This is a genomic window from Luedemannella flava (genome assembly GCF_039528515.1).
GTDB classification, from domain to species: domain Bacteria; phylum Actinomycetota; class Actinomycetes; order Mycobacteriales; family Micromonosporaceae; genus Luedemannella; species Luedemannella flava.
This window is the reverse complement of record NZ_BAAALT010000053.1, coordinates 86,268-99,593: the sequence shown is the minus strand read 5'-3', so window position 1 is coordinate 99,593 and position 13,326 is coordinate 86,268. Positions and strand designations below refer to the sequence as shown.

Below are 13,326 nucleotides of genomic sequence, written 5' to 3'. Positions count from 1 at the left end.
ACCGGCCCGTCCGGGTGGACATCCTCACGCGAGGGTCCCCAGTCGGTAGGTGCGCGCGGCCGTGCCCGCGAAGACGTCCGGATCCGGCGCGACTACACCGTCGTCGACCTGTGCGGCAACCTGCGCGCCGCCCGCGTGGAGCGCACGGTGCTCGTCGAGACGGGCAGCTGCGACCTCGCCGAGACCCGCGGTCCGCGCCGGATCGGCGAGCCAGGCGTAGTCGGCCGTCCAGAGGTGGTGGTGCGCATCGATGATCAAGGGGGTTTTCCTCTGGGCGGGGATTCTGCCGCGCGGACCGCAACAGGTTGGTGACCACGGCAAAGTCACCCGATCGTGTCCTATCGAGAGACTGGAGTCGATTCCATCCACAATCGACGCTAGAGTGTGTCGCCGCCGTATGGCGCGACCAATCGCCGCAAGGCGCCCGGGAGGACATCATGACGAGTACGGCGGAGCCGACCTACTACGAGCAGGTCGGCGGCGGTCCGGCCGTACAGCGCCTGGTGGAGGTCTTCTACGACCTCGTCTGGTCCGACCCGCAGCTGGCCGGCTACTTCGTCGACGCCGACCGCGACCGGCTCAAGGTGCACCAGGCCAGGCTCATCGCGGGGGTGCTCGGCGGCCCGAAGGAGTACACGGGTCGCGAGCTGGCCGAGGCGCACCAGGGCCTGCACATCACCAGCGACGACTACGACCGCGTGGTCGAGCACCTCGTCGCCGCCTGCGCCAAGCTCGACGTGCCGGGCCACATCGTGGCGGCGGTCGGCGACGTGCTGGCCGACGTGAAGCCCACCATCGCGACCGGTGGGGCGGGTCGCCCGTAGTGGACGTCGACCGGTTGCGGGCATCGTGGGCCGCCGTCGCGGCGCACGGCGCTCAGGTCCCCAGCTACTTCTACTCGTACCTGTTCATCGCCCATGAGGAAGTGCGGGCGATGTTCCCGGCGGGCATGTCCGACCAGCGCGTCAAGCTGGTGACCGCGCTGGGTGAGATCGTCTCCAACGTGGACCAGCCCGAACGGCTGGTCCGGTTCGTCGAGGCGCTCGGTCGCGACCACCGCAAGTTCGGCGCCGAGGTGGCGCACTACGACGCGGTCGGCGAGGCGCTCATCGCCACGCTCGCCCACTTCCTCGGCGAGGACTGGACGCCGGCCCTGGCCGACGACTGGACGGCCGCCTTCGGCGTCATCGCGCGCACCATGCAGGACGCGGCCGCCCGGGCCAACCAGGTCTCGCCGGCGTTCTGGATGGCCGAGGTGGTCGAGCACAGCCGCCGCAACGCGCACCTGGCGGTGATCACCGTGCTGCCGGAGTCGCGCATCCACTACCAGCCCGGGCAGTCGGTGTCGGTCGAGTCGCACCTGCGCCCGAAGGTCTGGCGCCACTTCTCCCCCGCCAACGCCCCGCGCCGCGACGGCACGATCGATTTGCACGTGAGCAGCATCCCGGGCGGCGAGCTGAGCCCGGCGCTCGTGGTCAACCTACGCAAGGGCGACGCGCTGCGGATCGGGTCGCCGATCGGCGACCGGCTCACCCTACCCGCCGAGGAGGACCGCGACCTGCTGCTCATCGCGGGCGGCAGCGGGCTGGCGCCGCTGAAGGCGGTGCTGGAGCAGGTGGCGTCCACCCGGCCACGCCCGGTCACCCTCGTCATGGGCGTCCGCCACTCCCGCGACCTGTACGACCTGGACTCCCTCGTCGCCCTCGCGCAGGGCCGGCCCTGGCTCACCGTGCGGCCGGCCGTCAGCCACGAGCCGACCGCTGACCCCGGCGTCGAGCTCGGCGACGCGGTGGACGTCGCGCTGCGCTACGAGCGCCCCCGCAACAACCTGATCACCTACGTGTGCGGCTCCGACCCCATGGTCCGGGGCACGCTCAAGTCGCTGGCCGAGGCCGGCTGGCCCACGAACCCCGACGCGGTCCGGCACGAGGACTTCGACGCTCGTGGCTACCGACCGTCGCCGGCGCCGGCTGAGATCCATGGCTGACCGAACCGTCCACCCGACGCCCGTGCGGCGCCCCGGCCCGAGCGAGGTCCACCCATCATGAGCCAGAACCACGACGGCTACCGGCGACCGCGCGTCCGGCCGGATGACGTGATGCACCGGGAGTTCACGCTGAGCTCCCGCCTCGGTGGCCGCGGCTACGACCTCGGCGAGGTACGCGACTTCCTCCTGATGGTCGGCGACGAGCTGCGCTCGCGCGACGAGGAGATGGCCATGCTGCGGCAGGAGAACCGCCGCCTCAAGGACTGGTACCGCCAGCGTGGCGAGGACCCGGCGATCCGCAGCCAGCGCGAGGTGACCGCGGAGGCCATCGGCATCATCGCCCGGGCACAGGAGCAGGCCGAACGCGAGTTGGGCGCGGCCCGCGCCCAGGCGGCGGCCGAGATCAACGACGCGCAGACCCAGGCCGCGTTCATGATCGCCGAGGCGCGCGAGGAGGCGGACCGGGCCGCCGCGACGTACCGCCGCGCGGCGGGTCCGTCCTACGAGGCCGGCGAGGAGTCGCGCCTGCGGCTGCACGCCATGCTCAACGTGATCATGCGCAACGTGGTGGCGTTGGGTGACAATGCCCAGGCCATCGCCGAGGTGATCAAGCACGACATGAACCTGCTGGTCCAGGACCAGAACCAGTCGGCTCCGGCGCGCGGCCACGCCTGGCAGTAGGGCTAGCCACAGTCCAAAGAGGCCGGTCTCCCGCATGGGCGCGGTGCCCCGCGCTGCCTAACGTTTCTCCTGGTAGGAACATCCACTGACCAGGAGGAACCATGCGCGTCATCCCCGGACTGGCCGTCGTCACGGCGGGCGTCCTGACCCTCGCTCTCACCGGCTGCGCGGTGGGCGGGCCGCTCCAGACCGAGAACCAGAGCCAGGAGTACGCGGAGAAGATCACCCGCGTGGAGCTGACCGCCCACTCGGGCGACGTGAGGTTCGCCCCGGCCGCCACGGAGACCGTCTCGGTCGCGCGACAATTGCGCTGGCGGGCCGAAAAGCCCAAGGTGACCGAGACAGTGAACGGAAGCACGCTGCGGATCTCCGTCACGTGCCCGAAGATAGGCACATGCGAGGTGGACTACGACCTTAAGGTCCCGACCGCCGCGTCGGTTCAGGTCCGCACGGACTCGGGCGACATCACGCTCGCCGGCATCACCGGCGACCTCGACGTGGGCACCGACTCGGGCAACGTGACGGTCGACGACGCGGCCGGCACAGTGCGGGCGGAGACCGACTCGGGCGACGTCAAGGGCGGAGGGCTCCGGTCGGCCGACGTCGCGGCCCGCACGGACTCCGGCGAGGTCAGGCTCACGTTCGTGGCCGCGCCGTCGGCGGTGACCGCGACGTCCTCGTCGGGCGACGTCACGGTCGCCGTGCCGGCGGTCGACGGCGGGTACCGGGTGCGGGCCGGGACCGATGCGGGCAGCCGGACGGTCACGGTCGTCGGGACGGCCGCCTCGACGCGCGCAATCACGGCGCAGACCGACTCCGGCGACGTGACGGTGCGTTGAGCGGACTGACCTCGATAGTCAGGAGGCGCACGTATGAGGCCGCGCGAGCGCGTTGTCGGGACCGCCACCACGGCGGCGGTCCTGGCTCTCACCTTCGGCATCCCGGCGACACCTGCCGGCGCCGGACCCGCGACCGAAACCAGGTACACCGTCCTGGCCGAGGAGAACGTCAGCCTCGCCGACGCCGCGACCGCCATCGAGTCCGCTGGTGGCACAATCCTCGCCGCCAACGCCGGCGTGGGCATGTTCCGGGTGGTGTCCACCGACTCGGACTTCGCCGCCGCGGCGGCGGCAGCTCCGCAACTGGTCGGGGCCGCCACGCAGACCGTCATCGGGCGCTGGCCGCGCAAGCCCACGACGGTGGAACGGGAGCGCGCCACGGCCGGTGCGGCCGGCGCCGCACGCAAGGCCGGAACGGGGGCCGATCCGCTGGACGGCCGTCTGTGGGGCCTGCCGATGATCCGCGCCACCAGGGCACACGCGGTGAGCCGCGGCGACAAGCGCGTCACGGTCGGCATCCTGGACACCGGCATCGACGCCAGCAACCCGGACATCGCGCCGAACTTCAGTTGGTCGCTGTCGCGCAACTTCGCCCGGGACATCGTCGACGTCGACGGTGAGTGCGAGGTCGCGAGCTGCCTCGACCCGGTCGGCACCGACGATCACGGCCACGGCACGCACGTCGCCGGCACGGTCGCCGCCGCGGCCAACGGCGTGGGCATCACGGGGGTGGCCCCCAGGGTGACGTTGGTGGAGCTCAAGGGCGGCCAGGACGCCGGCTTCTACTTCCTGGAGCCGGTGATCAACGCGATCACCTACGCGGCGGACGCCGGCATCGATGTGATCAACATGTCGTTCTTCACCGACCCGTGGCTGTTCAACTGCGCCGCGAACCCGGCCGACTCGCCGCAGGCGCAGGCCGAGCAGCGCGTCATCATCGCCGCACACGTCCGCGCGCTCACGTACGCGCACCGGCGCGGCGTCACGCTCGTCGCCGCGCTGGGCAACGAGCACATGGACCTGGGCAGCCCGCGGACCGACGTGACCAGCCCGAACTACCCGGTGGACACCGCGTACCCCCGCGAGATCGACAACAGGACCTGCCAGATCATGCCGACCGAGGGTCCGTTCGTGATCGGAGTGTCCTCGCTCGGCCCGTCGGAGAGGAAGTCCGACTTCTCCAACTACGGAAAGGAACAGATCACCGTCGGCGCGCCGGGCGGCTGGTTCCGGGACGGCTACGGCACGGACACGTACCGCACCAACGGCAACATGATCCTGTCGTCGTACCCGAAAAAGGTGCTACAGGAGGAGGGCAGCGTCGACGCCGACGGCAACGTGTTCCCCGAGGCCGAAGGGGCGGTCTTCAAGAACTGCACCAAGGACGGCAGGTGCGGCTACTACACCTTCCGGCAGGGCACCTCGATGGCGTCCCCGCACGCGGCCGGCGTGGCCGCGCTCATCGTGAGCCGGTTCGGCCGCAGGGACCACCGGCACCCGGGCCTCACGATGGACCCGAACCGGGTCGAGCGGGTGCTGACCGGCACCGCGGCAGAGCATGCTTGTCCCGAGCCGCCGCTGCAGAGCTACGCCAACGAGGGACGCCCCGCCGAGTTCGACGCGCTCTGCGTCGGCGGCAAGGCCTTCAACGGCTTCTACGGCTCCGGGATCGTCGACGCGTACGCGGCGGTCACCTACCGCGGCTGAGACAGTGCGTCCGTGACAGGTGCGCTCCTTACGCCGTACGAGATGGTCTTTGACGGGCCCGCGGACGGCAACCCGTTCGCGGACGCCGAGCTCACGGTGGTTTTTCAAGCCCGTCGTCGTCGACGAATGCCGTCGGTCGCTGGTCCCGCCCGGAAGATCGCCGTTTCGGGGCAGAAACCCCTGCCACAGCGCGGTTCGTACCCCGAACGCCGATCATCCCTGCCAACCACGTGCCTCCCCTGACCTTGGGTGTCCAACGTTTGCACCGAGTCGTGTCAGGGTGACAGGGACGGTGGCAACATCGATGGCCATCGTCTCGGGGCGGGGTGTGGACATCACATACTTCCGTCATGACGAAGCTGGCGGCGGGGTTCATGGCGGTGGCTCTGACCGTGCTCGTCGCCGGCTGCGGGGATGACGAGCCCGCCACCGAGCCGGCCGCGGTAGCGCAGCCCGGGCTGCCGGTCGCGGCCGCGGAGGCGGTCCTCGCCGCGTTCGACCAGGCGGACTCGGCCGCGTCGAGCGCCGCTGACCCGAACGGGCTCAAGGCGCAGGAGATGACCCCGTCGCTGGACATCAGCCTCGCCGCCGCCAACCGCGCCAGACATGCCAAGCGGACGCCGCCGGCCTTCCGGCACACCGAGCCGGGCTTCGCCATCCCGGCCGGCGACGCGACCTGCTTCCTGGTCGTCGCCTCGCTGCGGGTCACCGGCACCGAACTGTCGCTGGCGGACGTCACCCAGTTCGTCCGGCAGGACGGCGGCGGCTGGAAGGCCAGCCACAACGTCAGCATCAACCAGGCGACGACCGCGCAGGCCCGGACGCTGGCCGGGCGACCCGCGCTGCCCACGACCACGCTCCTCGACGAGCCGCGCCGGCAGGGGCTGGTCGCCGAGGTATTCAACCGCACCATCGGCGCCGACGGCGCCAACCTGTCCGTACTGGCCAGCAGCAACCTGCTCGACCGGCAGTTCGCGGCCGGGTGGGAGGTCTACCAGCAGCAGCTCGGCGCGCACGGCATGACCGCGACGCGGAAGCTGGTCGGCGCCGAGTGGTCGCAGTGCGCGGCGCGGACCGACGCGGGCGTGTTCACGTTCCTGACGATCCGGGCGGCCGACACGGTCGCCGGCAGCGGCGGCAAGCCGGCCACCCTCGCGCCGCCGAGCCCGGACCTCATCGGGCTGGGCAAGGACGCGCCGGTCACCGCTCCGAGCATCACCATCTCGCGGGTCCAGGTGTTCCTGCTGTTCGTGCCCACGGCCGCCGGGCAGGCGGCGACCCTGCTCGGCCTGGGCGACGCCCCGACGACGATCAGCACGGGCTGAGCGGGCCCGGCCTGAGCACGGCCGAATGTCGTGCCATCCATGGTTGCGGGCGCCGCCGGCTTCTCAGAATGAACGTCCACCCCTCATAACGGAGTTGGTCGATGCGTCGTCCGAGAGTCCGCGCGGACTACCTGCCCGTCCGGCTCAGCGCGCCGGCCGGAGATTACCTGGTCGTGGTGGGCGAGGCCCGCAACCTGCTGGTGGAGGACCCCATCGCGGCGGAGCTCATGGACCACCTCGACGGCCGCACCGAGACGGCGGCGGCAGTGGCGGCTCTCGCGAGCCGCTACCCGCGCCGGGACGTGGCGACCGCGCTGCGCCGGCTGATCCGGCTCGACCTGCTGGTCGACGGCGCGACCACGGCGCCGGACGCCGCGGCGGCGGCCTGGGACGCCCGCGGACTCGACCCGGACGAGGCCGGCCGGCCGCTGCCGATGTGCCTGGTGGACGCGGGCGCGCCGGACATCGCGGCGCTGGAGAGCCAGCTGCTCGAACTCGGGATGAAGGTGACCGCGGGTGAGGACGGCGACGGGCCCCTCGTCGTCGCGGCGAAGAGCCCCACCGATCCCCGGCTCGCGGCGATCAACCGGGCGCGCCTCGCCGACGGCCGCGGCTGGACCATGGTCCGTCCGCACGGGACGACGCTGCTGCTCGGCCCGCACTTCCTGCCCGGCGAGACGGCCTGCTGGGACTGCCTGCGCCTGCGCTGGACGGAGAACGAGCCGGTGCTCACCTTCGTGGACAGCCGGCGACCGGGCGCGCCGCCGGTCGATCCGGCGCGGGCCAGCATCCCGGCCACGGTCGCGGTCGCGGCCGGGCTGCTCGCGGCGGAGCTGCCGGTGCTCGCCGTGCACGGTCGTTCGCCGCGACTGACCGGTCGGCTGGTCACGTTCGACACGCTCACGCTCACCGGCGAGGGGCACGACCTGCGGCGCCAGCCCTACTGCCCGTCCTGTGGCGGCCGTCCGGAGGCCGACGGGCGCATCGAGCTGGTGCCGAGCCCGGTGGCGGTGTCGGCGGACGGCGGGTCGCGGTCGGCCAGCGCCGAGGAGACCTACCGCCGGCTCAACCACCATGTGGACCGCTACCTCGGAGTGGTCAACAAGCTCCAGCCGATGGTCGACTACCACAACGGGCTGACCTACAGCTTCGGCGCCGGGCACAACTTCGCGCTGCCCAAAGGGCCGGCGATGCTGCGGACCAACCTGCGCGGGCTCTCCGGCGGCAAGGGGCGCACCGAGGTGCAGGCGAAGGTGTCGGCGATCGGCGAGGCGATCGAGCGCTACTGCGGCGTGTGGCGCGGGGACCGGCCGACCATCCGCGCGACGTGGCCGCAGGTCGCTCACGCCGTACTCCCAAAAGATCTTCTGTTGTTCTCCGAGGCGCAGTATGACAAGCGTGAGCCGAGGGGGCACTTTCACCGGGTGCCGTCGCGGCTCGCCGAACATCACGCGATCGCGTGGACGCGGGCCTGGTCGCTGACGTTCGACGAGCCGCGGGAGCTGCCGGCGGCCTACTGCTGGTACGGGCATCCGGACCTGGCCGACATGGACGTGTGCGGGGCGGACTCCAACGGGTGCGCGGCCGGCGCGACCCTGCCCGAGGCGATCCTGCAGGGCTTCTGCGAGCTGGTCGAACGGGACAGTGTGGCGCTGTGGTGGTACCACCGCACGCGCATGCCGGGCGTGGACCTCGCGTCGTTCAACGACCCGTGGATCGACGCGCTGTGCGACTTCTATCCCCGCAACCTGGGGCGGCGGCTGTGGGCGCTCGATCTGACCGCCGACCTGGGCATCCCTACCTTCGCGGCGATCTCGCCGCGGGTCGACCGGCCCGTCGAGGACGTACTGGTCGGCTTCGGCGCGCACCCCGACCCGGCCGTCGCGGTCGGCCGGGCCCTCGCGGAGGTCAACCAGTTCCTGCCGATGGTGGCCAGGTCGGTGGGCGAGCGGACCCGCTACGCGGTGCAGGACGCGGAGACGCTCGCCTGGTTCACCTCCGTCCGGGTCGCCGAGCAGCCGTGGCTGTCCCCCTCGGACGCCCCGCGGACCACGGCGGCCACCCATCCGAACACGGCCACCGGCGACGCGGCCGAGGACGTACGGCGCTGTGTCGAGCTCGCGCGCGACGCGGGGCTGGACGTCATCGTGCTCGACCAGTCGCGCGCCGACCTTGAACTGCGCGTAGCAAGAGTGGTCGTGCCCGGCATGCGCCACTTCTGGCGCCGGCTCGGGCCGGGACGCCTGTGGGACGTGCCCGCCCGGCTCGGGCGCGCCGGCCTGGCCGCCGACGAGGCGGCGATGAACCCGCTCAGTGTGTTCTTCTGAAAGGGGACGGCGATGGTCCTCGCACAGGTACCCGTACGGCGGATGACCGGCCTCGTCGAGGCCCTGCGCCTGCGCCGCGACGCCACGCTGACCACCTCCGACACCGGCGGGCTGACCCTGCGGCAGAGCCGGTTCGAGCTGGTCATGGGTTCGCCGGGAGTCGGGCAGCGGGCGCTGCTGCTGCGCCTGGCCGAGCACTGGCTCAGCCACCTCGACGCCAACCGGCTCGTGTCCGAGATCGAGGGTGAGGCCCAGATCATGCGGGCGCAGGTGCTGCTGCGCCGGCTCGTCATGCACCGCTGGCTGGACCGGCGGCTGTCGCTGCCCGACCGGCCGCTGCTGGAGGTCATGCCCAAGGGTCTCGGCCAGCTCGGCGCCGAGCCGGAACGCCGGCACGAGCCCGGGTGCGCGTACCGGCTGTCGCGGTTCGTGACCCTGCGCGCCGGGAACGGCCGGATGGTGGCCCAGTCGCCGCTGTCCACGATCGCCATCGGGTTGCCCGACCAGCGCGTCCTCGGCGCCCTCGTCGCGGCGGCGGGCGACGACGGCTGCGACGCGGCCGCGTTCGCCGCGGCGGCCGGGGTCGACGCGACGGTCGCCGGCCGGCTGGTCGACGAGCTGCTCACCGCCGGCCTGGTCGTGGCCGTCGCCGACCAGCGGGCCGAATCCGAACAGCTGCCGCAGGCGCTCTGGTCACCCGAGGACCTGGAGGTGCACGGGNCGCGGGCCGGCCGGCACGCGCTGCCGATCGGCGGCACGTGCCGGTTCGCCGGTCAGTTCCCGCCGGCGCCGCTGCACGCCACGTTCCCGGGGCGGCAGGTGGTGCCGTTACCGGTGCCGGAGGCCCGGGACGAGCCGTCGTTCGCCGAGGTGCTCGCCGCGCGGCGCACCGTCCGGGAGCACGACACCGAGAATCCGATCACCCTCGACCAGCTCGCCGAGTTCCTGTACCGCGTGCAGCGCACCACGGACGTGCGCGAACTGGACGGGCACGAGGTCGGGCGGCGGCCGTACCCGACCGGCGGCGGGCTGTGCGAGCTGGAGGTGTACCCGATGATCACCGACTGCGACGGGCTCGCCGGCGGGCTGTACCACTACGACAGTCTCGAGCACCGGCTGGAGCTGCTCGCCCCGCGCAACGGGGTCGCCGACCGGCTGCTCGCCTACGCCAGCGCCGCCGCGTCGATCTCACGGCCGCCGCAGGTGCTGCTCGTGGTCACCGCCCGCGTCCACCGTCTCATGTGGAAGTACGAGGGCCTCGCGTACCCGCTGATCCTGAAGAACTCGGGGCTGATGACCGAGCTGATGTACCTGGTCGCGGCCGCGATGGGGTTGGCGCCGTGCGCGCTCGGCGCGGGCGACTCGGCCGCGTTCGCCGCGCTGTCCGGGCTCGACCCGCTGGTCGAGCCGAGCATCGCGGACTTCCTGCTGGGCTCGAGGGCCGCCGCATGATGTTCCGGCGGCAGGCGCTGCGCCAGCTGGAGGCGCCGGAGGAGCTCGACGACGTGGTGCGGCTGGCCACCGTGCCCGGCTGGCTGCTCACCGTCGCGCTGCTGCTCGCCGTCGGCACGACCGGCGCGTGGGCGACGTTCGGCACGGTCGACCGGACGGTCCGGGCGGCCGGGGTGCTGATCCACTCCAACGGGGTGTCCGGGCTCGACGCGGTGTCGAGCGGCCAGATCGTCAAGGTGTGGATGGCCGCGAACGTGCGGATCGCCAAGGGCACGCCGATCTACAGCGCCCAGCGCGCCGACGGGACGGTCGACACGGTCAACGCGCCCTGGGACGCGTACGTGGTCAGTGTCGCGATCAACGAGGGTCAGCTCGTTCAGCCCGGCACCCGGGTCGCGGAGATGGAGCGGCTGGACACCCCCGGCGACGCGCTGCAGGCGGTCGTGTTCGTGCCGGCCCGGTCGGCGCCGCTGCTGCGCCTGGGCAACACGGTCGCGGTGTCCGCGGCCGCCGCGCCGTCCACGGTGTTCGGCACGATGGTCGGCGAGGTCAGCTCGGTCGGCGCGTTTCCGGAGACGCCCGAGTCGATGCGGGCGTTCCTGGGCAGCGGCCCGGACGTGCAGGCCCTGCTCGCCGGCGGCACCGTGGTGCGGGTCGTGGTCCCCCTACGCGTCGACCCGGCGACACCGAGCGGCCTGTACTGGACGAAGGCCTCCCCGCCGTACCAGCTGAACTCCGCCAGCGAGATCGCGGCCGTGTTCACGATCGCGCGCGAACACCCGATCACCTGGTTGCTCGGATGAGTGGGCGAATCATCAACGTTGTTGTCACTCATCGCGACGCCGAGCGAAGCGGGGTGGCGGGATGAGGCCGACGACAAGGCGCGTCCGGACGCCCACGGTGATCCAGATGGAGGCCGTGGAGTGCGGGGCGGCGTCGCTCGGGATCGTGCTGGCGCACTACGGGCGGCACGTGCCCCTCGAGGAGCTACGCCAGACGTGCGGGGTCAGCCGCGACGGGTCCACCGCCGTGAGCGTGATCAAGGCGGCCCGCACGTACGGGCTGGAGGCCAAGGGCTTCCAGATGGACGTCGGCGCGCTCGCCAAGACGGACCTGCCGGTCATCCTGTTCTGGCGGTTCGCGCACTTTCTCGTCCTGGAGGGCTTCGGGCGGCGCGTCCACCTCAACGACCCGGCCACCGGGCCGCGGACCACGAGTTGGGAGGACTTCGACGGTTCGTACACCGGGGTGGCGCTGACCCTGCGGCCCGGTCCGGACTTCCGGCGCGGGGGCACCCGCTACCGGGTCATGCGGGCGCTCGCCGCCCGCTGGCGCAACCTCGGCTCGATCGTGCCGCAGACGATGCTGCTCGGCGTCATCATCGCGCTCGTGGGCCTCATCATGCCGGTGATGACGGCCGTGTTCGTCGACCGGGTGCTGCTCAGCGACGGCCAGGACGCGCTGCGCGGGCTCGTCGCGGCGATGGCCGTCGCGGTGGTCCTGACGATGGTCGCCGGCCTGCTGCAGCAGCAACTGCTGGTGCGGGCGGAGACGGCGGTGGCGCTGGGCAGCGCGGCCCGCTTCATGCGACATCTGCTGCGCCTGCCGCTGTCGTTCTTCGACCAGCGCCAGGCGGCCGACCTGACCAACCGGGTCCGCAGCAACGACACGATCGCCGCGCTGCTCACCCGCCGCGTCGCGACCACCGTGGTCGACCTGTTGCTGCTGGCCGCGTACGGGGTCCTGCTGTGCCGGTACGACGTGCTGCTGGGGCTGTGCGCGGTGGCGTTCTCCGGGGCGAACATGGCGGTACTGCGCTACGTCTCGGCGCAGCGCACGAGCGCGGTCGCGGGCCTGGTCGCCGACCGGGGCAAGCTGTTCGGGACGGTCTACACGACGATCCAGATGATCGAGTCGATCAAGGCGGCGGGCGAGGAGCAGAAGGGCTTTCAGCGCTTCGCGGCACGCGGCGCGGCCGTCATCACGAGCCAGCAGAAGCTCGGCGTGCCGACCGCCGCCCTCGCCGTCGTCCCGGCCGTGCTCGCCGCGGTGAACACGGCGGTGCTGCTGAGCGTCGGCAGCTACCGGGTGCTGTCCGGCAGCCTGTCCGTGGGCGTCCTGCTCGCCATGCAGGGCCTGGTGGCGATGATGAACCGGCCGGTGGCGAGCCTGACCGCGCTCGGCGGGCAGCTGCAGGACATGAGCGCCGACCTGAGCCGGGTGCGGGACGTGGAGAACTACCCGCTGCCCGCGCCGATGGTGACAGACGACGAGGTCGCGCCGATGGAGGGGCATCTGCGCATCCGGGGGGTGACGTTCGGGTACAACCCGCTGACGAAACCACTGGTCGAACGCTTCGAGCTGGACGTGCCGCCGGGCGCGCGGGTCGCGCTGGTCGGTGGCTCGGGCAGTGGGAAGTCGACCGTCGGGCGGCTCGTCGCCGGGCTGTACCGGCCGTGGTCCGGCGAGGTCACCATCGACGGGCGACGCCGCGAGGAGATCGACCCCGACCTGTGGGCGGCCACGGTCGCCCTCGTCGACCAGGACCAGCTGCTGTTCGAGGGCACCGTCCGCGACAACGTCACGCTGTGGGACCCGACGATCCCCGACGAGACCGTCATCGAGGCGCTCACCGACGCCGGCATCTACCCCGACGTCGCCAGCCGACCCGGCGGCCTGGCCAGCAAGGTGGCGGAGGGCGGTAGGAACTTCTCCGGCGGCCAGCGCCAGCGCCTCGAGATCGCCCGCGCCCTGGTCCGGCAGCCGAGCGTGCTCATCCTCGACGAGGCGACCAGCGCGCTCGACGCGGAGACCGAGCGGCTCATCGACAACAACCTGCGCAAGCGCGGTGCGACGTGCCTGGTGGTGGCACACCGGCTGTCGACGATCCGCGACGCCGACCTGATCGTCGTGCTCGACCGGGGCGGCGAGGTCGAACGTGGCACCCACGAGCAGTTGATGGCGGCCGACGGCGCGTACGCGGCGCTCGTCCGCGACCAGTGAGGGGG

The 13,326-nt window shown here is 72.2% G+C and carries 11 protein-coding genes; 10 read left to right on the top strand and 1 reads right to left on the bottom strand.

The window, feature by feature from the left end:
* Window positions 1-24: 24 nt before the first annotated feature.
* The gene (locus tag ABD211_RS10470; RefSeq protein WP_344128801.1) at window positions 25-258 is read right to left on the bottom strand and encodes a hypothetical protein; all 234 of its coding nucleotides are present in this window, start codon (window positions 256-258) and stop codon (window positions 25-27) included.
* A 179-nt stretch (window positions 259-437) separates the two neighbouring features.
* Between ABD211_RS10470 and ABD211_RS10465 the strand changes: the two genes are divergently transcribed.
* The 10 genes from ABD211_RS10465 to ABD211_RS10420 all read left to right on the top strand — a co-directional run bounded on the left by ABD211_RS10465 (window position 438) and on the right by ABD211_RS10420 (window position 13,321).
* Window positions 438-824: a group I truncated hemoglobin gene (locus tag ABD211_RS10465; protein ID WP_344128799.1), complete on the top strand. Its 387-nt coding sequence runs from the start codon at window positions 438-440 to the stop codon at window positions 822-824.
* Window positions 824-1,987 (top strand): globin domain-containing protein, encoded by a 1,164-nt coding sequence (locus tag ABD211_RS10460; RefSeq protein WP_344128797.1) that lies wholly within the window; start codon window positions 824-826, stop codon window positions 1,985-1,987. The genes ABD211_RS10465 and ABD211_RS10460 overlap by 1 nt, the downstream gene beginning before the upstream one ends.
* 57 nt (window positions 1,988-2,044) lie before the next feature.
* A complete protein-coding gene (locus tag ABD211_RS10455; protein WP_344128795.1) occupies window positions 2,045-2,668 on the top strand; it encodes a DivIVA domain-containing protein in 624 nt (207 codons plus the stop codon).
* A 101-nt stretch (window positions 2,669-2,769) separates the two neighbouring features.
* Window positions 2,770-3,507: a DUF4097 family beta strand repeat-containing protein gene (locus ABD211_RS10450; protein ID WP_344128793.1), complete on the top strand. Its 738-nt coding sequence runs from the start codon at window positions 2,770-2,772 to the stop codon at window positions 3,505-3,507.
* Between the two features lie 33 nt (window positions 3,508-3,540).
* Window positions 3,541-5,214: a S8 family serine peptidase gene (locus tag ABD211_RS10445; RefSeq protein WP_344128791.1), complete on the top strand. Its 1,674-nt coding sequence runs from the start codon at window positions 3,541-3,543 to the stop codon at window positions 5,212-5,214.
* Between the two features lie 350 nt (window positions 5,215-5,564).
* Window positions 5,565-6,539 (top strand): hypothetical protein, encoded by a 975-nt coding sequence (locus ABD211_RS10440; RefSeq protein WP_344128789.1) that lies wholly within the window; start codon window positions 5,565-5,567, stop codon window positions 6,537-6,539.
* A gap of 101 nt (window positions 6,540-6,640) precedes the next feature.
* Entirely contained in the window at window positions 6,641-8,866 is a 2,226-nt protein-coding gene (locus ABD211_RS10435) for a TOMM precursor leader peptide-binding protein (protein ID WP_344128787.1), read from the top strand.
* A gap of 12 nt (window positions 8,867-8,878) precedes the next feature.
* Window positions 8,879-10,318 carry a SagB family peptide dehydrogenase gene (locus ABD211_RS10430; protein ID WP_344128785.1) on the top strand — a complete coding sequence of 480 codons (1,440 nt, stop codon included), beginning with the start codon at window positions 8,879-8,881 and terminating at the stop codon, window positions 10,316-10,318.
* Window positions 10,315-11,121: an HlyD family secretion protein gene (locus ABD211_RS10425; RefSeq protein ID WP_344128783.1), complete on the top strand. Its 807-nt coding sequence runs from the start codon at window positions 10,315-10,317 to the stop codon at window positions 11,119-11,121. Before ABD211_RS10430 ends, ABD211_RS10425 begins: the two co-directional genes overlap by 4 nt.
* A gap of 61 nt (window positions 11,122-11,182) precedes the next feature.
* Complete coding sequence (locus ABD211_RS10420) at window positions 11,183-13,321, top strand: NHLP family bacteriocin export ABC transporter peptidase/permease/ATPase subunit (protein WP_344128781.1); 2,139 nt, start codon at window positions 11,183-11,185, stop codon at window positions 13,319-13,321.
* Window positions 13,322-13,326 lie beyond the last annotated feature (5 nt).